Below are 24,376 nucleotides of genomic sequence, written 5' to 3' on the forward strand. Positions count from 1 at the left end.
AGAATGATGAAAACATCAAACTTCATAACATCCATTTTATTTGCAGGAACCGTTTTGGTTTCGTGTACGGACAATTTTGAGAGCATCAACTCCAACCCCAATGCCCCTGAACAGGTAAGTGCCAACTTGCTGACCTCCACGGTTACTTCCGAAATAACACGAAGGTTGACCGATGAGGGTTACAGCGATGGCAATACCATTACCCAATTAATGGCCAAGAACAACTTTCCCGGTTTCAGCCAGTTCGATTGGGGGGATCAAGGTATGTGGGACTTCTTTTATAACTACCTGCCCGAGATCAATGATATTTTGGAGATTTCAAGGACAGAGGGAACCCAAAATGCCACTTACGAAGGAATTGCCTTGACATTGAGGGCCCTTAGCTTTGCCAATCTTACCGATTTATATGGATATGTCCCTTATACCGAGGCAATGGCCGGTGAAACCGAAGGAATCTTTACCCCGGTATACGATGATCAAGAAACCGTTTATAACGGTGTGCTTCAGGATTTGGCCGATGCCGATGCCGCTTTGGCAAAAGGGGAGGCGATTACCGGGTCCACCGGTGACGTTATTTACGATGGAGATGCATCCAAATGGAGAAAGTTGGCCAATTCTTTACGCCTTAGATATTTGATGAGAATTTCCAAACAAAGGGATGTCTCGGCGGAAATGCAGGCGATTGTAAGTGCTGGGAACTACATCAATTCTAATGAAGATAACGCCACATTGACCTATAGCGGCACATCAAATACGGATTCTTGGCCACAAAGTACAGGTCGTATCGGTGGTTTTGACGAGAAGAGCCTTTGTACCACGCTGTTGGGTTATTTTGAAGAATTCAACGACCCACGATTGGATATTTGGTTCGATCGTAACAGTGATGGCGAATGGGTAGGTATTCCAATTGGTCTGAACCAGGACAATGCCCGTGCCTATGATGATGCCAACAGTCCAAGCCGTTTGGATGTAGAACTGTTCTACTTCTCTTCCACGGCAGCGGAAGCATTTATCATCAAAAACTCCGAAGTACAGTTCATTCTGGCAGAGGCTGCCGAAAGAGGATTCATTGCCGGTAGTGCTGCCGATTACTACAATGCAGGAATTAGGGCAAGCTTGGCCTATTGGGGCGTAGCGGATGCCGAGATTGATGCATACTTGGCGCAGCCATCTGTGCAATACGATGGTTCTCTGGAATTGCTTTTAACTCAAAAGACCATCGCGCTTTGGAATGTGGATTACCAAGGATGGATGGATTACAGAAGAACGGGAATTCCTGCCTTGGAGACTGGTCAGGACGACCTTAATGGTGGACGCTATCCAGTTCGTTTCCTATATCCATCATCCGAGCAGACATTGAATACGGCCAATTACCAAGCCGCCTTGCAAGCCATGGGAGGAGAAGGAGACAACATCAATACACCTGGTTGGTGGGAAACCGGAACCAGATATTAAACGATTGAAAATAGTCCTTTAACAAGCATATGGTTGCCCTGTTTTTCAGGGCAGCCTTTGTTATTAAAAATATTAGGATGTCTAAAAAACTATTATTGCCCATTTTGTTGACCGTTTTGGTGGCATCATGCGCTAAAAGAGAAAGCCGACCCAACAATATTGAGCACGTGGTTGTCATTGGAATCGATGGGATGAGTCCCAACGGAATTCAAAATGCCGATACGCCAACTTTGGATTCCATGATGCAAAACGGGGCGGCAACCCTGCATGCCCGTTCCGTACTGCCCTCAAGTTCCAGTTCGAATTGGGCCAGTATGATCATGGGTGCCGATACCGAACAACACGGGGTGACTTCCAATGGCTGGGAAAAGTTCGACCACCAATTACCGCCGGTGGTCGTTACCGAAAATGGAACATTTCCCACCATATTCACACTGTTCAAAGACCAACAACCAGAAGCTCATGTGGGCGCCATCTACGACTGGGACGGTTTTGGTCGACTGTTCGAGAAATCCGATGTGGATTTTGACATCGACGGAGATCACGAAGATAAAACAACCCAAGAAGCGGTAAAATATATCAAAGAACATAGACCAAAATTCACCTTCGTGCACTTGGACCATGTAGACCATGCGGGACACTCCCAAGGACATGGAAGTCCTGATTATTACAAATCCGCGGAGAAAGCAGATTCTTTGATTGCCGAAATCGTGAATGCAACCAAAGATGCAGGAATTTTTGAAAAAACCATGTTCATTATATCAGCAGACCACGGAGGTTTAGGCTTTGGACATGGCGGAGAAAGTCTAGCAGAAATGGAAATACCCTTCATTCTGTACGGTGCGGGCATCAAAATAGGATATAAAATAGAAGAAACCGTTTACCAATACGATAATGCACCAACAGTTGCCTATGCCATGGGCTTGCAAACACCGCAATCATGGATAGGCAGACCGGTCATAGGAGCATTTGCAGGTAATGAAGCTCCAAATTTGATATACAAGCGAAAAGAGCAAATAACCCAACCCAAAATTCTTCCGGATGCTGGCTATTTTGAGCCAGCCGGAGGAGTTTTCAAAGCCGATTCTGTTGCAGTGGTCATGCAAAACCCTAATAATTTAGGTGAGATTCGCTATACCATTGGCAACAATGTGCCCACTTTGGAGAACAGTCAGGTCTATCAAGATACCTTTTACTTAAAGCAGACAAGTATCATCAAGGCGGGTATCTTTCAGAATAATCAATTGGTTAGCACTGTGGCCGAAGGCAATTTTAGGATTGTTTCAAAAGAAAAACAAGATCCTGTAAAATGTAAAGTATTTGAAGTAAGCAGTATCGAAAAGCTCCCGGATTTCACTACCTTAAATCCGATACATGAAGGATTTGTTACTGAGTTTTCCCATAAACAGGCACTTTCCGATGCTATGCCACAAGAACAAGTAGCCGTGGTTTTTGAAAGTTATTTGGAAGTGGAAGAAGAAGGAACGTATAACTTTTTTACCAATAGTGATGATGGCAGCAAACTTTACATCAACGGTAAAGCCATAGTGGATAACGATGGTGATCATGGGGTGATGGAACGCAGCGGTTCGTTGGAACTATCCGAAGGCAGACATTTGGTCCGTGTAGAATTTTTCAACGGAGGGGGAGGCTATCATTTGGACGTAAAATATTCAGGTCCCAATACACCAAAACAAATAATTCCTGCAAGTAAGTTGTTTAGAGAAAAATAATATAGAATGAACCAAAAGCGCAACAAGCACAACGCAGAATCTGTTGTGGAAGGTGACATCAACCTGACTCCTGCGAGGGGAACATGGTTGCAGAACGAAGTGAGCGAAGAGACCAAGGAACTACTGGAAAAGGACGCCAAGTATTTTATGCATCAATCCATGTCCACACCTTGTTTGGACGTGCTCCAGAATTGTGAAGGTTCGCACATGATAAGTGTGTCGGGCAAGAAATACCTCGATTTTCACGGAAACAATGTGCACCAAATCGGATTTTCCCACCCAAAACTGGTCGCTCGACTAACGGAGCAACTTCAAAACTTGACTTTTTCCACAAGACGCTACACAAATGAAACTGCCATTCAATTTGCAGAAAAGCTGACCTCCTACACCCCAAAAGGCCTTAATCGCATCTTATTGACCCCAAACGGAAGCTCAGCCATAGGTATTGCTATAAAGTTGGCCAGGGCCATCACGGGCAAGCACAAAGTCGTCTCGTTTTGGGACTCGTTCCACGGTGCATCTTTGGATGCCATCAGCGTTGGGGGCGAAGCAGTTTTTCAGGAGCACATGGGACCATTGATGCCCGGTGTGGAGCGCATCCCCCCCCCAATAACCTATCGCGGCATATTTGAAGGGAACGAGGACAAGGCATTGGAGTATCTACAGTATGTCTTGGAGAAGGACCCTGAAATCGGGGCATTTTTGGCCGAGACCATTCGCAACACCGATGTACAGATTCCATCAAAAAAATTCTGGAAAGCCGCTAGGGAACTTTGCACCAAACATGGTGTTTTGTTGATTTTGGATGAAATACCCATCGCTTTTGGAAGAACGGGTACCATGTTCGCCTACGAGCTTTTTGATATAGAACCCGATATTCTCTGCTTGGGCAAAGGGTTGGGAGGTGGTATTATCCCTCAAGCCGCGATTGTTACCCTGGAAGAATACAACAAATTCGGACACATTTCCCTCGGGCATTATACCCATGAAAAAAGTCCCTTGGGGGCTATGGCAGGATTGACGCTTTTGGAGGTGTTGGAAGAGGAAAACATCTTGCAAAAGGTGAAAGAAGATGAAGAATTCATAAGAAAAGCCCTGTACAAAATGCATCGAAAATATTCCTTGATCGGGGACGTGCGTGGAGTGGGATTACTTTGGGGCATCGAACTCGTAACTAACAGGACCACCAAGGAAAAAGCGATTGCCGAAGCCGAAGAAATTATGTACGAGTGTCTAAAACAGGGATTGAGTTTCAAGGTTTCCAAAGGAAACGTACTACAGCTTTCTCCACCATTGACCATAACCAGGGAAGAACTGGAAAAAGCATTTGAAATATTGAACTCTGCCTTTTTAAAAACAAACCATATTGCCTAATGAAAAAAATCAAACAACTATTTATCGTATTCTGTTTGGGTCTGATGGAGCTTACCGCCCAAACCGAACCCCAAATTTTAGTGCAGCCCTATCTTCAGGATGCAGAACCGAATTCCATTGTGATCATGTGGGAAACCGCCAGTGGCGAAGAAAGCATCGTGGAATGGGGGACCACGGAAAAACTGGGCAAAAAAACATCAGGAAAAGCCGAGGATATCAATTTCTCTGAATCACGGGTGCATACCGTAAAACTGGAAGGCCTCAAGCGTTTTACGGAATATTATTATCGGGTAAGGACCGGCAAGGCCAAATCCGATATTTTCCAGTTCAAGACACCGCCATTTTCAAGCGATGAAGAGTCGTTCAACATTGTTGCCATGAGTGATATGCAGTATGATAGCCAGCATCCGAACAAGTTTTCCGAAATCGTGAACCAAGGCATTCTACAGTATTTGGAAAAGGAGCACGGTGGCAAGTTGCCGGACAATCTGGCTATGGTGATGATACCCGGGGATTTGGTTTCTTCGGGCAGTAAATACTACCAATGGAAAGAACACTTTTTTGATCCGGCACAGAAACTCTTTGCTGAGGTGCCCGTATATCCAGTGTTGGGCAATCATGAGCGCAACTCCGTTTTCTACTTCAAATACTTCAGCCTTCCGGAAAATGGAACGCCCGCCTTTGCCGAACATTGGTGGTACAAGGATTATGGTAATACGAGAATCATCGGGTTGAATTCCAACGAAGGTTACCGCGATCTTCGCGAACAATATGAATGGTTGGAACAAGTTTTGGCCGATACCGAAAAGAACGAGGATATTGATTTTGTGTTCGCTCAGTTGCACCATCCCCACAAATCCGAACTTTGGATTCCGGGCGAGGAAGAATCCACAGGGAGGGTGGTTAAAATGTTGGAGGCCTTTTCAACCAAAACAGGAAAGCCCAGCGTTCATTTTTTTGGACACACCCATGGCTATTCAAGAGGGCAATCTAGAGACCACAAACATTTGTGGATCAATGTGGCCTCGGCTGGGGGAGCCATCGACAATTGGGGCGAGTTCGAAGGAAGGGACTATGATGAATTCACCGTTACACAGGACGAATACGGTTTTGTTATGGTCGAAATCGACGGAAACCGGAGCGACCCAAAATTCACTATCAAAAGAATCAGTCAAGGGAACAATGTGAAGTCAAGACAAAATGAGCTTCGCGACAGTATTACCATCTGGCGATTAGAGAAGAAACCCGATGCCCCAACCGTAGTTTTTCCAACTAAAAATGAAAAAATACTGGAAGAATTTGTCACCTTGAAGGCCGGAGAGTTTTCAAGTCCGCTCGGTGGTGCTTTCCATGCGGCTGCACATTGGCAAGTTTCCCAAACCCAAGATTTTGAAAAGTTGGATTTGGACAGCTGGAAACAGTTCGAAAACTGGTACTACAAGGAAAATCGTCAAAAAGAGGACGATTTGACCGATGAAAAAACCAAAAGATTACAACCCAATACCACCTATTATTGGAGGGTTCGGTACCGAGACCAAAACTTGAACTGGAGTGATTGGTCCGAAACAGCATCATTTAAAACAAAGTAAGAAAATGAAAAATAGAATCTTGTTTTTGATGATTGCCACGGTGGCAATGTTCAGGGTAAATGCCCAAAATAAAGATACCAAGGTAGTTTTGATAACGTTGGACGGTTTCCGTTGGCAGGAACTGTTTACCGGTGCGGATTCCCTTTTGATAGACAACAAGGATTATGTTCACGAGCCCGAAATGTTGAAAAAAGCTTTCTGGAGAGACACCCCATCTGAAAGAAGAGAAGCGTTGTTGCCCTTTTTCTGGAGTCAAGTGGTAAAAATGGGCCAGATTCATGGAAATCGAAAGTTGGAAAGCAAAGTAGATTTGACCAATTCCATGTGGTTCTCTTACCCGGGTTACAACGAAATTTTGACAGGAACTGCAGATGATAAAAACATCCGAAGTAATGACAAAATACCAAACCCCAACACAACAGTTTTAGAGCTTTACAATAACGCCGCCGAAGGAAAGGGCAAAGTCGCTGCCTTTGGTAGTTGGGATGTATTTCCATCCATCGTAAATGAAGAGCGGTCAGGAGTTCCCGTCAATGCGGGTTTTGAATCAGCTACAGGAAACCTGAATGAAAGGGAAAAGTTTCTCAACCAATTGCAGAACCAGATACCCAGTCCATGGGGCTCGGTCCGGTTGGATGCATTTACGCATCATTACGCTTTGGAGCACATGAAAAAGGAACATCCAAGATTGGTTTTCATTTCCTACGGAGAAACCGATGATTTTGCTCATGATGGGGATTATCAAGCTTATTTAAAATCGGCCCACAATACCGATGGGTTGATTAAGGATGTATGGGAGTTTACCCAAAAAGATGATTTTTATAAGGACCAGACCGTGTTTTTGATTACTACGGATCATGGCCGGGGAACCGAGCCTTTGGACACATGGAGAAGTCATGGAAAGGATATTAAAGGGGCAGGCTCTGTTTGGATGATTGCTTTTGGAAAAAATGTTGACCCCAAAGGCGAAGTAAAGGAGGAAAAACAATTATACTCCAACCAGATTGCACCGACTATTTTAAAGATACTGGGAATACCCGTTCCAAAGGAAATCGAGGGAAAACCCATGAAATTATAAGTTTAAGTTCGTTTGATTCAGTTTATTAGTTTGCGTAACCGCAGTAGACCCGTGCCATTGGTACGGGTCTCGTTTTTTGGCATCTCCCAAGAAGTTTCGTTTTTACTAAAATGGTTACCTTAGAGGAACGTATTTTTATCACATGAAAGAAGAGCTTTTAGCAACATTCAGCAACCATTTTGAAAAGCCCCTTATAGATGAAATCATGGAAGAAGGGAGATTAATGGAAGTTCCTGCGGGCGAGACCATAATGGATATTGGGCAGTACATCCGAAGTATGCCCTTATTGTTGTCGGGAGCAATTAAAGTTCTTCGGGAGGATGAAGAGGGAGATGAACTGCTGCTGTACTATCTGGAACAAGGTGAGACCTGTTCGGTGACCATGGCCTGCTGTATGGGGCAGACCAAAAGTGAAATCAGGGCGATTGCCGAGACCGATTCCCGACTGGTAATGGTTCCCGTTCAAAAAATGGAAGAATGGATGGCCAAGTACAAAGGTTGGCGCAATTACGTTTTTGAAAGTTACCAGAACCGCCTGAACGAGCTGCTACAGACTGTGGACAGTATTGCATTTAAAAACTTGGACCAAAGACTGGTTGATTATCTTAAAAAGAAGGTTGAGGTCACGAATGACAACCAAATAAGAAATACCCACCAAGAAATAGCATACGATCTCCATACTTCAAGAGTTGTGGTTTCCCGATTGCTAAAAAAATTGGAAAAAATGAAGAAGTTGGAACTGCATAGAAATTACATTCAAATTGTGAATCTCTAAGTTTGTGCCCTTTGTTACTGTGGATTGCCATTAGGCAACCTATTTTTGCATAAAACCAATTGCATGCTCAAAAGGATTTTTCCCTTTTTATCGTGGATTACCAACTATGATCGCTCAAAGTTAAATAGCGATTTAGTGGCAGGTCTTACGGTGGGAATCATGTTGATTCCTCAAGGTATGGCCTATGCCATGATTGCCGGAATGCCCCCTATTTATGGATTGTATGCTGCATTGGTGCCCCAACTTGTCTATGCCTTAATGGGAACTTCAAGGCAATTGGCCGTTGGGCCCGTGGCCATGGATTCATTATTGGTGGCAGCAGGTGTCGGAGCCTTGAATTTAATCAACAAGGAGGACTATATCACAACGGTACTTTTCCTGACTTTGCTTATCGGGGGTCTGCAATTGCTTATGGGAATATTAAAAATGGGGTTTTTTGTCAATTTTTTGTCCAAACCGGTCATAAGCGGGTTTACATCGGCTGCGGCACTTCTTATAGGTTTTGGTCAATTGAACCATATATTGGGAACCAACTTTGCACAGTCAGGTAGAATACACGAGCTTTTAGCGAATATATTCCGAAGCTTGCCCTACATTCACTGGCCTACCTTTGTTATGGGCTTGGGATCCATACTATTTATAGTTCTGTTGAACAGATTCAATAAAAAATTACCAGTGCCTCTTTTCTTGGTGGTATTGGGCATTTTGGCCGTGGTTATCTTCAGTCTTAATACGTTGGGAATCCATATTGTGGGAGATATCCCAAAGGGACTTCCCGGTTTTCAGGTCCCTGAGTTCCAGTGGGACAAGATGGGGCAACTTATGCCCATAGCCATAACTGTGGCCCTATTCGGATTTATGGAATCCGTTTCCATAGCCAAAACGGTAGAGGAAAGGCATCCCGAGTATGAATTGGACCCCAACCAAGAACTCCGAGCATTGGGTATTGCCAATATTTTAGGTTCATTCTTCCAGTCCTTTTCGGTATCGGGAAGTTTTTCAAGAACCGCGGTGAACGACAAAGCCGGGGCAAAAACAGGAATGTCATTGATTTTTAGCACCCTGATCATTGCTGGGGTATTGCTTTTTCTTACCCCTTTGTTCTATAATCTTCCAGCAGTGGTGTTGGGGGCCATTATTATTGTTTCGGTATCGGGTCTCATCAATTTAAGATATCCGTGGGTACTTTGGAAAAATAGAAAGGATGAATTCCTGTTGTTGGTCGCCACTTTTTTGATGACACTGTTCATTGGGTTGATGGAGGGAATCCTTTTTGGGGTATTATTGTCCTTAATGTTGTTGGTCTACCGGATATCCAAGCCACATATGGCGGTATTGGGAAGAATCAAAGATACAAGCTATTTTAAAAATATAGATCGCTTTTCGGGCGATGTGGAGGTGGAAGCCGATAAACTGGTGATACGTTTCGATGCCCAATTATATTTCGGCAACAAGGATTATTTCAAAAAGCAACTATACCGGCAGATTGCAAAAAAAGGCCCGGTACTGAGGTATATCATTTTAAATGCGGAACCTATCAATTATATTGATAGCAGCGCCGCTTCCATGTTGGAGCGTATCATCTTGGATTTAAGGCACCGTGACATCCACTTTTTGATTGCAGCGGCCATAGGTCCAACAAGGGATATTTTGTACAGTAGCGGAATCGTGGATATCCTTGGGGAAGAGAACCTGTACGTACAAACAATCGACGCCGTGAACGGTTGTTCCGAGCAGAGTGAAAGGAGCTTTATGCAGAAAAAAGTGTCCCTACAGTCCAAAAACAAGAGTTTGTAACTTTGGTGACTGAACTTACGGATGCGGAATACTATATTTGAAAAAACTGGAAAACATGAAAATAGAACAGATATATACAGGCTGTCTTGCACAAGGCGCCTACTACATAGAAAGCGAAGGAGAAGCAGCAATAATCGACCCGCTACGGGAAATCGACCCCTATTTGAAAACAGCAAAGGAAAGTAGAGCAAAGATCAAATATATTTTTGAGACACACTTCCATGCCGATTTTGTAAGCGGCCACCTTACGCTATCCAAAGAAACGGGAGCGCCCATTGTATACGGTCCTACCGCTGAACCTTCATTTGAAGCTATTATTGCCAAAGATCAGCAGGAGTTTAAACTGGGTAAAATCACCATAGTGGCATTGCATACACCCGGTCACACCATGGAGAGCACTACCTATTTGTTGAGGGATGAAAATGGAAAGGACCATGCCATTTTTAGTGGGGACACCTTGTTCCTTGGAGATGTTGGCCGTCCGGATTTGGCCCAAAAAGCGGCCCATATGACCCAAGAAGAATTGGCAGGGACCTTGTTCGATAGCCTTCGAAACAAGATTATGCCATTGGCAGATGATGTTATTGTTTATCCTGCCCACGGCGCTGGTTCCGCATGTGGGAAAAATATGATGAAGGAAACCGTGGACACCTTGGGCAATCAGAAAAAGATGAACTATGCCCTTAGGGCGGATATGACCCGTGATGAATTTATTGATGAAGTGACCGATGGCTTGTTGCCACCACCACAATATTTCCCACTCAATGTAAAAATGAACAAAGAGGGTTACGAGGATATTGATAAAGTATTGGAAAGAGGCACCCAAGCCCTTACCCCAGATGCCTTTGAAGCGGCCGCCAATGAAACAGGTGCCGTTGTGCTCGATGTGCGCCATCAAGATGATTTTGCCAAAGGGCACGTGCCACGTTCCATATTTATTGGGCTGGACGGTAGTTTTGCCCCATGGGTGGGAGCATTGGTAGCCGATGTAAAGCAACCGATACTTTTGGTGACTCCCGAAGGTAGGGAGGAAGAAACCATCACTCGATTGTCCCGTGTTGGGTTTGACCAAACCTTGGGCTTCTTAAAAGGCGGAATCGAGGCTTGGAAGGCAGCAGGAAAAGAAGCGGATACCGTGGACAGCATCAATGCAGAAGAGCTTAAAGAATTGATGGCAGAAAAAGAGGAGGTTCCGGTATACGATGTCCGAAAGGAATCGGAATACCAAGCAGAGCACGTGGAAAATGCACACTTGACCCCTTTGGATTATATCAACGACCACTTATCTGAATTTCCCGAAAAAGAAACTTTTTATGTACACTGTGCGGGAGGATATCGCAGCATGATCGCCTCTTCCATTTTGAAGAGCAGGGGTATCCATAATTTGGTGGACGTAGCAGGTGGCTTTGCCGATATCAAAAAGGCAGGAATACCCGTGACGGATTACGTTTGCCCGACTACGTTGAAATAAGCCCGAAAAATATTGGGAAAAAGAGGGTTTTATGTAACTATCGTTACTGACTGCCATAGGTTGTTTGGGATACTTTAGTATCTCATAAAAATGATACTATGTCAATATTCAGTTTTTTGTTCAAAGAACAAAACCTTCCCGATGAAATCCAAATCATGGATAGGGAGGAATATAAAGACGCCATTTCCAAAGGCAAGGTCCAGTTAGTGGATGTGAGAACCAAGGGAGAGTTCATGTCCGGTCACATAAAAGGGGCCAAGAACATCGATTTTTTCCAAGGGTCCGCTTTCGAATCCACATTTTCCAAGATGAAGAAAGATGCCCCCCTCTACATTTACTGTCAATCGGGAAACAGAAGTCAGAAGGCAGCCAGAAAGCTCGTAAGCATGGGTTTTACCAAGGTATACGATCTTAGGGGCGGGTATAGGAGCTGGAGCTATTAATTCAGATTTGGTCATAATGAAAACAACATTCCAAGTACAAAACCTAAAGTGTGGAGGATGCGCCAAGACGATATCCAACAAACTTTCAGGGATAAAAGAAATTAAAGATGTGATTGTGGAGAAGGACAGCTCATCGGTTAGCTTTGATCATCAAAGCGCCGATGATGCTTCCTTAGTTAAAGATGCCCTCAAACGCATGGAATACCCTACAATCGATGATGAAAATGGTTTTGTGGACAAGGCAAAATCGTTTGTGAGTTGTGCCAGCGGTAAAATGTCCAACTGATGAGACCTGCACTGATTTCCATAGTTGTTTTTTTACTGATGCTATCCTGCAAACAGGGACCTAAAACATCAGATAGAGAAGTCTCTGAACCGATAGCGCAAACGGCATCTAAAGTCGAGGAGGGCAAAAGATTGATGGAAAATCAATGCTATTTATGCCATAATCCATCAACACCGGAAAACGGACAGCGCATTGGTCCGCCCATGGTGGCCGTAAAAGCCCATTACATGGAAAATCATGCGGAAAGGGAAGCTTTTGTGGACGCTATTATGGCATTCGTAAAATTACGGTCTGAGGACCATGCCCAAATGCGGGGAGCAGTCCGCAGGTTCGGATTGATGCCTGCCCAACAGTTCCCAGAAGATGAGGTAAGGAAGATTGCCGAGTACATGTACGATTATCGGATAGAGGAACCGGATTGGTTCCAAGCACATTGGATGGATCGTCGAGGGGATTCGCTATACAACAGAGGTAGGACACCAAAAGTGTCCGAAATGGAAGTGACCCCCAAGGAACTGGGGATGCGTTATGCTTTGGAGACCAAAAAAGTACTTGGCAAAAATCTGATGGGTGCCATTCAGAACAAAGGAGTGGAAGCCGCCGTAGAGTTCTGCAATGAACGGGCGTATCCATTGACAGATAGCATGTCCACGAACTTCAATGCACGAATCAAAAGGGTTTCGGATAAACCACGTAACCCTAAAAATCAAGCAAATGCGGTAGAATTGGCCCATATTGAAACTTTTAAGGGTCAGGTTGCGGGCGGTGAGTCCGTTGAGCCTATTTTAAGGGAAGAGAACGGAAAAGTGTACTTCTACTTTCCTATTGTAACGAACACTATGTGTTTAAACTGCCATGGAACTCCAAAAGAAAACATAACCCCAAAAGTATATGAAAGCCTATCGGAACTGTACCCCCAAGATAAGGCGGTAGGATATGGGCCCGACGAGATACGAGGTATTTGGAGCATCGTTTTCGACACTCCGAGAAAGACGGATTAGGTGTCTTTTTTTTCCCTTTTGAAACCATAAATCAACTGGCCCCAAAACCCTTTGGGCAAGGTCTCATCCCCTGGAAAGCCCAATTCAATCTTACCACTGCTTTCCGGAATATAGTTTGTTTTGAAAATGTAATCCCAAATACTTAGGCTTATGCCAAAATTCACCCCGTAGGATGCTTCGGGAATGGTGTGGGCATGATGGTATAAGTGCATTACGGGATTGTTCAAAACGTATTTAAGCGGACCATAGGTCAGTTTAATGTTCGAATGATTAAAGTGTCCGATGGCAATGGCTGCAAAATGTACAATATAGGCCTGTTCGGGTTCAAACCCTCCGAGGACCATCAATCCCAAAGTTTTTAAGGGTTTGTAGAGAACATTTTCCATCCAATGGAAACGCATGTGTGCAGCGAAGCCCATTTCCTTCACGCTATGGTGTACTTTATGAAATTCCCAAAAAGCAGGGACCCTGTGCAAAAGGATATGAGTGAACCATTGAACAAAATCGAGCACTACAAAAAACACAAGCAACTGAACCCATTGGGGCCAATTGGCAATATCCAAAATGGCCAAAGATTTTGAAGTAATTCCGAAATCGTTAAAAAGTATCGTCAAAACTTTATAAACCCCGTTTATGATGATGGCGAATACAAAGAAATTGAAGAACATATAAAATATATCCAGCCAAAAGTCCTTTCTAAAAATGGATTGTTCCTTGCGCCATGGAAAGAGGATTTCCAGCCCCCATACCAAAAGTGAGATAAGAATCAAACCCCAAAAATAATTGGTATACCAAGGCACATCAAAAACAATGGATTTCCAGGTCCATTGAACCATTCCCAAAAAACCATTAACTAGCGCATCAACATATTTCATTATAGCTATTTTAGCTCATACCATTCAATATTCTCCAAATTCTGGCGGCGTCCCTTATCGGTCGGAGCATAATTTTTTGATAAATAGGTCAAAATCAATTCCTCATTAGCGCCCAAATCCCAAAGGTTCTGAGTTTCTTGCATCCATTCTATAGCAGCTTTCCACCCTTCCCTGCTCATTCGGTTTTGGGTGACCAATTTTGCGGAGTGACAGGCGGTACAATTTTGAATGGTCGCTTGCATTCCCGTATCATCTATAAATCCGGTGGCAACATGGACACCGTTTTCCACTTTGTCGTAATCATCGGTGGTTTCTTCCAAAGGAATCTCCACAATGTCCGGTTGCGGGGTATAGTTGGCCCAATAGTATAGCCCACCAAAGAGGAAAAGGACCAATATTAGAAAGGACAAGAGGGTTTTGGAAAGTGCGCGTACCTGTTTTTGAAACTCGTTTCCCATCTTATACTATTTTGACTGCTATACGATGGCAGGCATTGTTGAGATATCCTTTCGGGTTCCAGCCAGGAAGTACCATCGGCTGAGCTTTTCCTTTGGCATCCGTAGCCCTGCCCCACACCTCGTAATACCCTTTTTTGGGAAATGACACTGTTGCGTTGAAATGTTGCCACGCCAAACGGTTAGCTGGTTTTTTAAGGGAACAGCTATGCCAGGTACTGCCAAAATCGATGGAATATTCCATTTTTGAAACCTCAAGTTCACCTGCCCACGCATGGCCATTGATGTTCAATGTTTGGCTCTGTTTGATCAGTGCTCCACTTTTTGGGTAGGTTATCAAGGATTTTACCGGCATGGACTCTATGATGCACATATCAGAATCTTCGACCTTGCTGCCCGGGGCAACAGTTTCGCAAGGGACACGGTACGAGGTGCCCCCCATTTTTTCACCATCGTGCACTTTGTTCCGGACACTGATTCGATTGACCCATTTCCCCGACGTGGATGCGGGCCATCCCCCACATACCAAACGCAACGGGTGTCCATGCGCCAAGGGAATATCCTCTCCATTCATGGCAAAGGCAAGCAAGGTTTCGTCTTGCATAGCCTTGGATATGGGAACACCCCTGGAGATCGGTTCCTTTTTTGGGTCGCCGCTCAAATGGGTGTCTGCTCCATGATAACCGATGTAGACCGCATCGGAATTGATTCCTGCATCATCAAGAACGTCCCGTAGTCTTACTCCTGTCCATTCGGCACAAGATACCGCACCTACGGTCCATTGGTTTCCTTTTGCAGGTGGATTGAACTCACTTCTACCGTTGCCCCCGCACTCTAGAGTAAGTTGGTAGGTATGGTGCTGAAATTTACTTTTAAGTTCGGCAAGGGAATAGGTTTTAGCGTTCTTTACCGATTCACCATCCAGCGTCAAAGTCCATTTGGAAGTATCGATTTGTTCTGGAGTCCGACCATTGTTTCTAATAAACATGAATTTGTTCGGGGTAATGTCATCGTTCAGTAGATGTGCCTTGGCTTCCATATTCCAGGGCTTATCGTTTAAAACGACCATTCCTTTGTCTTTGCTGAACATTTTGAAAGGGTCGGGATCTTGCAAGCCCAAGGGTAAGTAATCCTTCGGCATCCTATGGGCAAAAACTATGTCGCTGCCCAAAACGGTGGCCATGGCTGCCAACGAAATTTTATTCGTGAAACCTCTTCTGTTCATTTAGGTCAAAATTTAAATGTATCGTAAAAATAGGCAAAGCTATGTAACCGATGTTACCGTAAGGTTGAAAGTAAACATATAATTTTACGGTAAGAAACTGATTGTCAGAATCAATAAAAGGGTTGTTAATTAAATTGTACCGTAAAATCCAAATCTATCAATTATGAAAAAAAACATGGGCGGTGCAGACCGTACAATTCGGATTATCCTGGCACTTGGTATAGGGGCATTGTATTATTTTAATGTGATAACAGGAACATTGGTATATGTGCTGCTGGCTTTGGCTGCCATATTTGTCTTGACAAGTTTTGTTAGTTTTTGTCCTTTGTACACCCTTTTTGGGATTAATACATGCAAGGTCAAGAATTAGGTTTTTTGGTTGGTTGATAAGGAAAGCCGCTCTCACTAGAGCGGCTTTTTTTGTGTAAAAATGATAATATTCACATAAAAAAGCCTTCAAATCGTCAAGTATGTAACTTTAGTTACAATATATTATGATATTCTTCAATATTTTACCTAGATAGATTTAACTAAACAAACATGAAGTAACATTATCAAATTCTGATAATTGGGGGAGGAACGGCCGGAATTATGACTGCTGCCCAATTATTGAAGAAAAACAAAAAGCTGGACATAGCTATTATAGAGCCCTCCTAAACACATTATTACCAGCCTGCATGGACCCTTGCGGGAGCTGGAACCTATGATTTTAAAAAGACCGCTAAACCCATGGCGGATGTCATGCCGCAAGATGTCGATTGGATCAAAGATAAGGCTGCTGGCTTCAATCCTGAGAAAAATAGTGTTTCAACCAAAAGCAGCGGGGACATTACCTACGATTATTTGGTAGTGGCTCCTGGATTGGTCATGGAACCAAGTATGATCAAAGGCCTGCCCGAAGCTTTGGAGCAAGGAGTGGCCTGTAGCAATTATATTGACCCAGAGCGTACATGGGAAACCATCAGGAACTTTAAAAAAGGAAACGCCTTGTTCACACAGCCCACCACGCCCATTAAATGTGGAGGGGCTCCCCAAAAGATTGCCTATCTGGCAGCGGATTATTTTAGGAAACAAGGCCTGAAGAACGACACCAACGTGATTTTTGCCACCCCGGGAACCGTTATTTTTGGGGTCAAGGAGATTTGGGAGACCCTCATGAAGGTCATTGATCGGTATGGCATTCACTTTAAACCGTTTTACGCACCGAAAGAAATTGATGTGGAAAACCGAATCGTTCACTTTAGCCACACCGCTCTGGAAGAAAACAGATGTATCATCAACGAAGATAACGAGCTGGGAGAAACCATGGTGGGCGATGTGGATATAAGTGTGCCTTTTGATTTGTTGCACTTGGCCCCACCGCAAGCGGCACCAAAGTTTATACGTGATTCCGTATTGGCCAACGATTCTGGATGGTTGAATGTGGACCACCATTCCATGCAGCACCATACCTACCCGAATATTTTTGGTCTGGGCGATGTTGCGGCATTGCCAACGGCCAAAACAGGGGCCGCGGTTCGTAAACAAGTTCCCGTTGTGGTGGACAACATTGTTAAATTGATGGAGCACAAGTCGGCCAGCAATAAATCTTATAACGGCTATTCTTCGTGTCCATTGGTTACTGGTTATGGAAAAATGAACTTGGCCGAGTTTGATTACAACAATAATTTTATACCGGATCCTAAGTTAAAGCGTATGCTGGTCTTTAATAGTGACAAGGAACATTGGAGACTTTGGATGCTGAAGAAATAAGGGGCTGCCCAATTTGTACTGGAACAAGATGCTCAAGGGTAAAAATGTTTAGGGTCAATTCATTAGGATTTAATTTTCATGAGAATTATCATATTTTCAATCGGGTTAAGCCTGTAAATTTGACTCAAACTTAAAACCAATACATCGTGAAATCACTAATAAACATTCCATTGGTATCATGGGAAAACGGCATCTGGATGATAGGTGTGTTTGCGCTGGTGGTCATAGTTCTTGTGATCGCAGTCTTCGCCTTGATGAACAGTGGTAAAGAATAAACACTAACCAGACATAGGAGAAATGGATTTAGCATAGGATAGTTTGCTTTTATGTTAAATCCATTTCATTTGTAACTTGGGTAACTTATAGCAAGTGTTCTCCTTCTTACTTTTGAAGGACAAAACATTATCCATGGAAACCGAAATTCTCGCCCGGATTCAATTTGCCTTCACAGTAGCCTTTCATTACATCTACCCGCCTTTAAGCATAGGCATTGGTCTACTATTGGTCATTTTTGAAAGCATTTATATCAGAACCAAAAACCAAACCTACCACAAACTAGCTCGTTTTTGGACCAAAATATTTGCCCTGACCTTCGGTATCGGGGTCGTAACGGGCATTGTCATGGAGTTTGAGTTCGGCACCAACTGGGCCGTATACTCCCGTTATGTCGGAGATGTCTTTGGAAGTGCATTGGCGGCAGAGGGCATTTTTGCTTTTGCGCTGGAAAGTGGTTTTTTGGGAATATTGTTGTTTGGTTGGAACAGGGTAAAACCGTGGGTACATTTGGTATCCACCATCGGGGTTTTTCTGGGTTCCATGTTCTCCGCCATTTGGATTGTTGTGGCCAATAGTTGGCAACAGACCCCCGCAGGATTTCATATCGTAGGCGAAGGGATGGACGCGCGGGCCGAGATCACCGACTTTTGGGCTATGGTCTTCAATCCCTCCAGTGTGGACAGGTTGACCCATGTCTGGCTCGGGGCATTTTTGGCAGGAGCTTTTCTGGTATTGAGTGTCCACGCCTATTATCTGATTAAAGGAAAATATGTGGAGGTTTCCAAGAAAGCTTTTAAAATAGCCTTGGTGGTGGCCACCGTGTTCTCCCTTGGACAATTGTTCACAGGTCATCAATCAGCTGATGGGGTTGCGGAGAACCAACCTGCAAAGCTGGCTGCGCTCGAAGGCCATTTTGAAGCATCGGCTCCCGCTGATATGTACATTTTGGGCTGGGTGGACAAAGAAAATCAAGAGGTATCGGGAATCAAGGTGCCTGGAGGATTGTCCTTTTTGCTGGATTATGATTTTGATGCCCCGGTAACAGGGCTCAATGCCTTTCCTGAAGATGAACGTCCTTCACAAATAAACGCCGTGTTTCAGTTTTATCATATTATGGTGGCCATTGGAATGGCCTTGATATTCTTGACCCTTTTCGCGTCATTTTTATGGTGGCGGGGCAAACTATTCGATAAAAAATGGCTGCTCTGGATTTTTGTGTTCGCCGTATTTCTTCCGCAGATTGCGAATCAAGTAGGTTGGTTTGCGGCCGAAATGGGCAGACAGCCATGGGTGGTCTATGGACTTTTACGGACCAATGAGGCATTTTCGCAGGCCGTTTCGGATAACCAGATCATGTTCTCCCTTATTTTGTTTTTTTTGGTATATGCCTTGTTGTTTGCACTGTTCATTTATCTCCTGCACAAGAAAATCAAACACGGGCCCTATGAAGAATCGGAATCTGACGATACACCTTTTGGCGGAACACTAACTCATATGATCAACTAAGCTTATGGAAACTTTTTTAGGATTGGATTATCCCACATGGTGGTTTTTGGTAGTAGGAGGACTTTTCTCAGGGTATGCCATATTGGATGGTTTTGATTTTGGGGCGGGAGCCTGGCATCTCTTTCTAAAGAAAGAGAACAGCCGTAGAATCGCATTGAATGCCGTTGGTCCCGTTTGGGACGGGAACGAGGTGTGGTTGGTCATTGGTGGCGGCGCTCTTTTTGCTGGGTTCCCTGTAATGTACGCCACAATGTTCTCATCATTATATGTTCCCTTTATGTTGTTTTTGCTGTTCATCATTTTCAGGGCTATTTCCATTGAGTTCAGGGGGAAGGAACCCATGTTGTGGTGGAGAAAGCTTTGGGATATTTGTTATAGTATTTCAAGTATAATGCTGGCCTTTTTGTTGGGTGTTGTGCTGGGGAATGTACTGCAAGGGATAGCTATTGGCGAGAACTATCAATACCAAGGGGGAGTACTTTTTGAGTTTTTGAATCCCTATGCCTTGATGACGGGCTTTACCACCCTGTCCCTTTTTATGGCACATGGCGCTATTTTCCTGTTGCTGAAAACAGAAGGGAGGCTTTTCGCAAAATTAACGCGCCTTCTAAAAAGAGGGATGATATTTTTTATGGTCAGCTTCGCAGTGACCACCCTCTATACTTTGATATATATTCCCCATTTGTCGGATGATTTCAAAAGCAACCCCTCACTTTTTATAATTCCTTTGCTCACTTTCCTGAGCATTGCCAATGTGCCCAGATTGGCCGAAAAAAGAAAATACAAGTGGGCCTTTCTGTTCTCCTCGTTGACCATAGCATTTTTATTGGTCTTGGTAGCGGTTGAACTGTATCCGGTATTATTGCGTTCCACGATAGACCCTATGTACAATATAGATATCTATAAGGCTGCATCTTCCACAAAATCCCTGCAGATCATGATGGTCATTGTGGCTATAGGTACACCTTTGGTGCTTTTCTATACCATCTTCGTATACAAGACATTTTGGGGAAAGGTTAAATTGGACGAGACCAGTTATTGATTGTAGATTTTTTGTATGTGACCTAAGTCACTTTATATCTGGTTGGCTACAAGTAAATTTGGATAAATAATTCAAAAATGTCCAAAATAGTCGTGTTGGGAGCTGGTATTGCAGGTCATGTTGCAGCCTCCCATTTAAGAAGAAAGCTCTCTAAAGAGCATGAGGTCATGGTGGTATCCCCCAATGGGAACTACCAATGGATACCGTCCAATATCTGGGTCGGAATTGGTAGAATGAAACCAAAGGATATCTTATTCCCATTGGCACCCCTATATGCCAAAAAACATATTGATTATAAACAGGCCAAAGCCGTTAGTTTTCATCCCGAAGGTGATTCGGAAGAAAACAAGCCCTATATCCTGGCGGAATATGTCACGGGCGATGAAAAAGGAAACCAGGAGAGGGTAACCTACGATTACCTGATCAATGCCACAGGGCCTAAACTCAATTTTGAAGCGACGGAAGGATTGTCTCCCGGTAAAAATAAAGCGCACTCGGTGTGCACCTATACCCACGCGCAAGAGGCGTGGATTGCATTGGAAGGACTCATCAAGCAAATGAAGGAGGGAAAAAAAGTAAAAATATTGATTGGTACGGGTCATGCCAAATCAACCTGTCAAGGAGCGGCCTTTGAGTACATTTTGAATATTGAGCAAGAACTGCGAAGGCACAAAGTGAGGGATATGGCCGAAATCACATGGATCTCCAACGAATATAACCTAGGCGATTTTGGTATGGACGGAATGTTGATGAGCTACGGAAGCAATATCATGAAGTCCAGCGAAATGGTGGAGATGATATTTGAGGATAGGGGGATTAAATGGATTTTGGAAGCAGGGGTCAGCAAAGTTGAGGACGGAGTGGCCCATTACGAGACCTTAGATGGAGCGTATAAAAAGGAAAGCTATGATTTTGCCATGCTGATACCTTCCTTCTCGGGACATGGTTTCAAGGCATATGATAAGTCAGGGGAGGATATTACCGATAAACTTTTTAGGGGTTTCATGATCGTGGATGCCGATTATGCCCCCAAACCTTATGAAGAATGGAGTGTTCAAGATTGGCCGGAAACCTATCAAAACCCATCATATTCCAACATTTTTGCACCTGGTATTGCCTTCGCACCACCGCATAGCATATCCAAACCCAGAAAAAGTAAGAATGGTACCGATATCACACCTGCACCTCCCAGAACGGGAATGCCGTCTGGAATTACCGCAAAATTAGTAGCGGATAACATCATAGAGATGATCAAGCACTCCAATGATGAACTACATCATAAAGGATCTATGGGTAATATGGGTGCAGCCTGTATAGCATCCGCAGGGTTTGGTATGACCACGGGAAGCGGTGTGAGCATTACCACCTATCCCATTGTGCCCGATTACAATAAATATCCCGATACCCATGGTAGAAAATTGGGTAAAACCTTTGGAACCATAGGTCTAGCAGGTCACTGGTTGAAGTTGGCATTGCACTATGCCTTTATTTACAAAGCAAAAATGAAACCCTTTTGGTGGTTAATCCCAGAATAGAAAGTTATGACACGAAGAATCTCAAAATACAAACGATTTATGATGATGAATCCCATCATCCAGTTCTTTAAGTTCATTTATTTGAGCATTAAGGTATTGATTGTGGTGGCAGGCGGGCACGGGGGGACCCGAAATGCTTAGTCACTGACTTTCATCATTGTAGAACACCTCAATACGGATTTACTTTGTTAGGATGTCTTCGTATTGAGGTGTTTTTTTTAAATCTTCTCAGTAACCAAGGTTACTGTGCAGGTGTACGACCAAATCTATTTTTGCTTCAAATTGAATAAGTAGATGAAACGGATTTTAATTATCACAATTCTAATATGGACCCAGGGGCAATTGTTTGCCCAAGACCATGTCAAGATTTCCTTAGCGGATGTCCTGGCCAAGGTGCAGGAGTCCAACGCCAGTATAAAGGTTTCCGAGCAGGAAGCCAAGATGGCGAAATATGATTATAGGTTCTCCAATTCCATTTTCTTGCCACAGATCGCTGTGTCGCATACGGGAATGGCGACCACAAACCCATTGATGGCCTTCGGTTCCAAACTGAACCAAGAGATTTTGACCCAGGCTGATTTTAATCCTGCTTTATTGAATGACCCCGACCAGATCCAGAACTACGCCACCAAGGTTTCGGTGGAACAACCCTTGATCAATTTGGACGGATTTTATCAGCGAAAAGCAGCTAAAACTACCATGGAGGCCAAGGAACTCCAAGCGATGCGAACCAGGGACTATCTCAATTTTGAAGCCCAAAAGGCATACGGGCAACTGCAACTTGCACACAGAGCTGTAGCAGTGCTGCAAAAAGCTTTTGAGGCCGCAAATGCCAACTTGAACATGGCACAGAACAGTTACGACCAAGGATTGCTTCAAAAAGCCGATCTGTTGGAAGTAAAAGTTCGGGTCACGGAGGTTTCCGACCAACTGAAAACGGCCAAGAGCCATGTGAAAAATGCGTCGGATTATTTGGCATTTTTAATGAACGAACAGGGAGATGTCGTCTACCAACCATCAGAAGAACTGGTGCCCGACAATCTTGGTGAAACCGTTGAAGTCACTTTGGAAAATAGGGCAGATGTAAAAGCCATGGATTTGGTGTCCGAAGCGTACAGGGCAAATATGAAGGCCGATAACATGACCTTCTTGCCAAGGTTGAACGCCTTCGCCAGTTACGAAATGTACGATGACCAAATCTTTCAGGCTGATGCCAAAGGATACATTATCGGGGCAAGTTTAAGCTGGGATGTTTTTAAAGGATCTCAACGCTTCGCCAAAGCAGGAAAGAGCAAAACAAGTTATGAAAAAGCGAAACAGGAATACGAACAATACGTCGCCAAAAGTATTATGGAGCTTCAACGCACCAAGCGGATGGTCGAAGATGCCGAGAGCAGGCTCCAGACATCAAAACTGGCTATGGAGCAATCCGAAGAATCGTTGAGGATACGTACCAACAGGTTCAAAGAGGGCTTGGAAAAAACAACCGACCTATTAATGGCCGAAGCCACCTATGCTGAAAAGCAATTGGCCTACTATCAGACCATTTTTGAATACAATCAAGCACAATCCTTATTAACATTTTTAACCAAAGAATAATTGCAAGATGAAAAACACAACGATATATAAAAGCCTCATGCTGACCGCCTACTTGGGATTCCTTCTAATGGGGTGTGGAAGTGACGAAAAACAGACTGTGGACAACGCGGAAGCAGTTCCAGTAACCGTTGCTGAGGTGGATATGGGCGATAGTTCCACCATTTTGGCAGGAAGTGGTCAAATTAAGGCCGTGAATAGCGCCACCTTGAGTACTAGAATAATGGGCCACGTGGAATCACTTCCCGTAAAAATAGGTCAGAAAGTAAACAAGGGAGATTTGCTGATTTCCATCAACAATGTAGACCTACGCGCCAAAAAAGCACAAGTGGAAGCCTCCATTACCGAAGCGCAAGTAGCTTTTAACAATGCCAAGAAAGACTATGAAAGATTCCAGAATCTATTCAGGGAAAACAGCGCTTCACAAAAAGAGTTGGATGACATGACCGCACGATACGAAATGGCCAAGGCCAGATTGGAGGCCGCAAACCAAATGAAGAACGAAGTGAACTCCCAGTTCGCTTATGCCAACATTAGGTCGCCCTTTAGCGGAGTGGTTACCAATACCTACATCGATGAAGGCGATATGGCCAATCCTGGCGTTCCGTTGGTATCTGTGGAATCCCCAGGAGGATTTGAAGTAGAGGCCAAAGTGGCCGAGAACAACATTTCGGCCATCGAAGTGGGAACCAAAGCTCACATTTTGGTAAAAGCATTGGATACTACGATTACGGGAAAAGTGTCCGAGTTGAGTGCATCTGCACAAAACACGGGCGGACAATATGTGATGAAGGTTGTATTGGATAAAACAGACACCAAGATTTTGTCAGGGATGTATGCCACCGTTAGGCTCGAGGCGGAAAACGAGAGCGACGGTAAAACAGTTGTTACCATTCCGTCCGAAGTCTTGGTGCATAAAGGACAATTGACTGGAGTTTACACCTTGGGACAGGATAATGTGGCCTTGCTGCGTTGGCTGCGATTGGGCGAGAACTTTGGAGATGAAGTCGAAGTGTTATCAGGCTTGTCCAAAGGAGATCAGTACATCGTATCCGCCGAAGGAAAGCTGTACAATGGAGCTAAAGTAAGCATTCAATAACCCAAAAACGCTA

Annotated in this window: 22 protein-coding genes and 1 pseudogene; 20 read left to right on the forward strand and 3 right to left on the reverse strand. The window is 44.1% G+C overall.

Annotation, left to right across the window (positions count from 1 at the left end; genetic code table 11):
- Positions 1-6 precede the first annotated feature (6 nt).
- The 11 genes from J0656_RS15645 to J0656_RS15695 all read left to right on the forward strand — a co-directional run bounded on the left by J0656_RS15645 (position 7) and on the right by J0656_RS15695 (position 13,002).
- Positions 7-1,455: a SusD/RagB family nutrient-binding outer membrane lipoprotein gene (locus J0656_RS15645; RefSeq protein ID WP_207035569.1), complete on the forward strand. Its 1,449-nt coding sequence runs from the start codon at positions 7-9 to the stop codon at positions 1,453-1,455.
- 77 nt (positions 1,456-1,532) lie between these two features.
- Positions 1,533-3,188 carry an alkaline phosphatase family protein gene (locus J0656_RS15650; RefSeq protein WP_207035571.1) on the forward strand — a complete coding sequence of 552 codons (1,656 nt, stop codon included), beginning with the start codon at positions 1,533-1,535 and terminating at the stop codon, positions 3,186-3,188.
- 6 nt (positions 3,189-3,194) lie between these two features.
- Positions 3,195-4,562 carry a (R)-1-hydroxy-2-aminoethylphosphonate ammonia-lyase gene (gene pbfA / locus J0656_RS15655; protein ID WP_207035573.1) on the forward strand — a complete coding sequence of 456 codons (1,368 nt, stop codon included), beginning with the start codon at positions 3,195-3,197 and terminating at the stop codon, positions 4,560-4,562.
- Entirely contained in the window at positions 4,562-6,151 is a 1,590-nt protein-coding gene (locus J0656_RS15660) for a fibronectin type III domain-containing protein (RefSeq protein ID WP_207035575.1), read from the forward strand. Before pbfA ends, J0656_RS15660 begins: the two co-directional genes overlap by 1 nt.
- A 4-nt stretch (positions 6,152-6,155) precedes the next feature.
- Positions 6,156-7,229: a sulfatase-like hydrolase/transferase gene (locus tag J0656_RS15665; protein WP_207035577.1), complete on the forward strand. Its 1,074-nt coding sequence runs from the start codon at positions 6,156-6,158 to the stop codon at positions 7,227-7,229.
- Between the two features lie 142 nt (positions 7,230-7,371).
- Positions 7,372-8,004, forward strand: a complete 633-nt coding sequence (locus J0656_RS15670; RefSeq protein WP_207035579.1) for a Crp/Fnr family transcriptional regulator — start codon at positions 7,372-7,374, stop codon at positions 8,002-8,004.
- A gap of 63 nt (positions 8,005-8,067) precedes the next feature.
- Positions 8,068-9,801, forward strand: a complete 1,734-nt coding sequence (locus J0656_RS15675) for a SulP family inorganic anion transporter (protein WP_207035581.1) — start codon at positions 8,068-8,070, stop codon at positions 9,799-9,801.
- A gap of 55 nt (positions 9,802-9,856) precedes the next feature.
- Complete coding sequence (locus J0656_RS15680) at positions 9,857-11,272, forward strand: MBL fold metallo-hydrolase (protein ID WP_207035583.1); 1,416 nt, start codon at positions 9,857-9,859, stop codon at positions 11,270-11,272.
- A gap of 98 nt (positions 11,273-11,370) precedes the next feature.
- Positions 11,371-11,715 (forward strand): rhodanese-like domain-containing protein, encoded by a 345-nt coding sequence (locus J0656_RS15685; RefSeq protein WP_207035585.1) that lies wholly within the window; start codon positions 11,371-11,373, stop codon positions 11,713-11,715.
- A gap of 16 nt (positions 11,716-11,731) precedes the next feature.
- On the forward strand, positions 11,732-12,001 hold the full coding sequence (locus tag J0656_RS15690; RefSeq protein ID WP_207035587.1) for a heavy-metal-associated domain-containing protein: 270 nt from the start codon (positions 11,732-11,734) through the stop codon (positions 11,999-12,001).
- The gene (locus tag J0656_RS15695) at positions 12,001-13,002 is read left to right on the forward strand and encodes a c-type heme family protein (RefSeq protein WP_207035589.1); all 1,002 of its coding nucleotides are present in this window, start codon (positions 12,001-12,003) and stop codon (positions 13,000-13,002) included. Before J0656_RS15690 ends, J0656_RS15695 begins: the two co-directional genes overlap by 1 nt.
- Here J0656_RS15695 and J0656_RS15700 read toward each other — a convergent pair.
- The 3 genes from J0656_RS15700 to J0656_RS15710 are packed head-to-tail and all read right to left on the reverse strand — an operon-like array spanning position 12,999 to position 15,557.
- On the reverse strand, positions 12,999-13,877 hold the full coding sequence (locus J0656_RS15700; RefSeq protein WP_207035591.1) for a sterol desaturase family protein: 879 nt from the start codon (positions 13,875-13,877) through the stop codon (positions 12,999-13,001). The genes J0656_RS15695 and J0656_RS15700 overlap by 4 nt on opposite strands.
- A gap of 5 nt (positions 13,878-13,882) precedes the next feature.
- On the reverse strand, positions 13,883-14,335 hold the full coding sequence (locus tag J0656_RS15705; protein ID WP_207035593.1) for a monoheme cytochrome C: 453 nt from the start codon (positions 14,333-14,335) through the stop codon (positions 13,883-13,885).
- 1 nt (position 14,336) lies between these two features.
- Positions 14,337-15,557, reverse strand: coding sequence for a sulfite oxidase (locus J0656_RS15710; RefSeq protein WP_207035595.1), 1,221 nt, complete (start codon positions 15,555-15,557; stop codon positions 14,337-14,339).
- 163 nt (positions 15,558-15,720) lie between these two features.
- Between J0656_RS15710 and J0656_RS15715 the strand changes: the two genes are divergently transcribed.
- From J0656_RS15715 to J0656_RS15745, 9 genes and pseudogenes are all read left to right on the forward strand, one after another.
- On the forward strand, positions 15,721-15,927 hold the full coding sequence (locus J0656_RS15715; protein WP_207035597.1) for a YgaP family membrane protein: 207 nt from the start codon (positions 15,721-15,723) through the stop codon (positions 15,925-15,927).
- Positions 15,928-16,148: 221 nt separating this feature from the next.
- Positions 16,149-17,361 (forward strand): annotated as a pseudogene (locus J0656_RS15720) (NAD(P)/FAD-dependent oxidoreductase).
- Between the two features lie 94 nt (positions 17,362-17,455).
- Positions 17,456-17,584: a hypothetical protein gene (locus tag J0656_RS20310; protein WP_262707577.1), complete on the forward strand. Its 129-nt coding sequence runs from the start codon at positions 17,456-17,458 to the stop codon at positions 17,582-17,584.
- A 133-nt stretch (positions 17,585-17,717) separates the two neighbouring features.
- Positions 17,718-19,091 carry a cytochrome ubiquinol oxidase subunit I gene (locus J0656_RS15725; protein WP_207035598.1) on the forward strand — a complete coding sequence of 458 codons (1,374 nt, stop codon included), beginning with the start codon at positions 17,718-17,720 and terminating at the stop codon, positions 19,089-19,091.
- Positions 19,092-19,095: 4 nt separating this feature from the next.
- Positions 19,096-20,133, forward strand: coding sequence for a cytochrome d ubiquinol oxidase subunit II (gene cydB / locus J0656_RS15730; protein WP_207035599.1), 1,038 nt, complete (start codon positions 19,096-19,098; stop codon positions 20,131-20,133).
- Positions 20,134-20,210: 77 nt separating this feature from the next.
- Positions 20,211-21,668 carry an NAD(P)/FAD-dependent oxidoreductase gene (locus J0656_RS15735; protein ID WP_207035600.1) on the forward strand — a complete coding sequence of 486 codons (1,458 nt, stop codon included), beginning with the start codon at positions 20,211-20,213 and terminating at the stop codon, positions 21,666-21,668.
- A gap of 6 nt (positions 21,669-21,674) precedes the next feature.
- Positions 21,675-21,809, forward strand: a complete 135-nt coding sequence (locus tag J0656_RS20315) for a hypothetical protein (protein WP_255307398.1) — start codon at positions 21,675-21,677, stop codon at positions 21,807-21,809.
- Between the two features lie 153 nt (positions 21,810-21,962).
- Positions 21,963-23,267 (forward strand): TolC family protein, encoded by a 1,305-nt coding sequence (locus J0656_RS15740; RefSeq protein WP_207035603.1) that lies wholly within the window; start codon positions 21,963-21,965, stop codon positions 23,265-23,267.
- Positions 23,268-23,274: 7 nt separating this feature from the next.
- The gene (locus tag J0656_RS15745) at positions 23,275-24,363 is read left to right on the forward strand and encodes an efflux RND transporter periplasmic adaptor subunit (protein ID WP_207035605.1); all 1,089 of its coding nucleotides are present in this window, start codon (positions 23,275-23,277) and stop codon (positions 24,361-24,363) included.
- Positions 24,364-24,376: the final 13 nt, after the last annotated feature.

It is taken from the genome of Flagellimonas aurea (genome assembly GCF_017313785.1).
GTDB lineage: Bacteria > Bacteroidota > Bacteroidia > Flavobacteriales > Flavobacteriaceae > Flagellimonas > Flagellimonas aurea.

What these genes read in the sequence shown, in the direction of transcription:
- J0656_RS15685 (WP_207035585.1), top strand. Translation starts at nt 11,371, where the DNA reads ATGTCAATATTCAGTTTTTTGTTCAAAGAACAAAACCTTCCCGATGAA.
- J0656_RS15705 (WP_207035593.1), bottom strand. Translation starts at nt 14,335, where the DNA reads ATGGGAAACGAGTTTCAAAAACAGGTACGCGCACTTTCCAAAACCCTC.
- J0656_RS15670 (WP_207035579.1), top strand. Translation starts at nt 7,372, where the DNA reads ATGAAAGAAGAGCTTTTAGCAACATTCAGCAACCATTTTGAAAAGCCC.
- J0656_RS15690 (WP_207035587.1), top strand. Translation starts at nt 11,732, where the DNA reads ATGAAAACAACATTCCAAGTACAAAACCTAAAGTGTGGAGGATGCGCC.
- J0656_RS15745 (WP_207035605.1), top strand. Translation starts at nt 23,275, where the DNA reads ATGAAAAACACAACGATATATAAAAGCCTCATGCTGACCGCCTACTTG.
- J0656_RS15710 (WP_207035595.1), bottom strand. Translation starts at nt 15,557, where the DNA reads ATGAACAGAAGAGGTTTCACGAATAAAATTTCGTTGGCAGCCATGGCC.
- J0656_RS15650 (WP_207035571.1), top strand. Translation starts at nt 1,533, where the DNA reads ATGTCTAAAAAACTATTATTGCCCATTTTGTTGACCGTTTTGGTGGCA.
- J0656_RS15740 (WP_207035603.1), top strand. Translation starts at nt 21,963, where the DNA reads ATGAAACGGATTTTAATTATCACAATTCTAATATGGACCCAGGGGCAA.
- pbfA (WP_207035573.1), top strand. Translation starts at nt 3,195, where the DNA reads ATGAACCAAAAGCGCAACAAGCACAACGCAGAATCTGTTGTGGAAGGT.
- J0656_RS20315 (WP_255307398.1), top strand. Translation starts at nt 21,675, where the DNA reads ATGACACGAAGAATCTCAAAATACAAACGATTTATGATGATGAATCCC.
- J0656_RS15660 (WP_207035575.1), top strand. Translation starts at nt 4,562, where the DNA reads ATGAAAAAAATCAAACAACTATTTATCGTATTCTGTTTGGGTCTGATG.
- J0656_RS15700 (WP_207035591.1), bottom strand. Translation starts at nt 13,877, where the DNA reads ATGAAATATGTTGATGCGCTAGTTAATGGTTTTTTGGGAATGGTTCAA.
- J0656_RS15665 (WP_207035577.1), top strand. Translation starts at nt 6,156, where the DNA reads ATGAAAAATAGAATCTTGTTTTTGATGATTGCCACGGTGGCAATGTTC.
- J0656_RS15675 (WP_207035581.1), top strand. Translation starts at nt 8,068, where the DNA reads ATGCTCAAAAGGATTTTTCCCTTTTTATCGTGGATTACCAACTATGAT.
- J0656_RS15645 (WP_207035569.1), top strand. Translation starts at nt 7, where the DNA reads ATGAAAACATCAAACTTCATAACATCCATTTTATTTGCAGGAACCGTT.
- J0656_RS15715 (WP_207035597.1), top strand. Translation starts at nt 15,721, where the DNA reads ATGAAAAAAAACATGGGCGGTGCAGACCGTACAATTCGGATTATCCTG.
- J0656_RS15680 (WP_207035583.1), top strand. Translation starts at nt 9,857, where the DNA reads ATGAAAATAGAACAGATATATACAGGCTGTCTTGCACAAGGCGCCTAC.
- J0656_RS15725 (WP_207035598.1), top strand. Translation starts at nt 17,718, where the DNA reads ATGGAAACCGAAATTCTCGCCCGGATTCAATTTGCCTTCACAGTAGCC.
- cydB (WP_207035599.1), top strand. Translation starts at nt 19,096, where the DNA reads ATGGAAACTTTTTTAGGATTGGATTATCCCACATGGTGGTTTTTGGTA.
- J0656_RS15695 (WP_207035589.1), top strand. Translation starts at nt 12,001, where the DNA reads ATGAGACCTGCACTGATTTCCATAGTTGTTTTTTTACTGATGCTATCC.
- J0656_RS15735 (WP_207035600.1), top strand. Translation starts at nt 20,211, where the DNA reads ATGTCCAAAATAGTCGTGTTGGGAGCTGGTATTGCAGGTCATGTTGCA.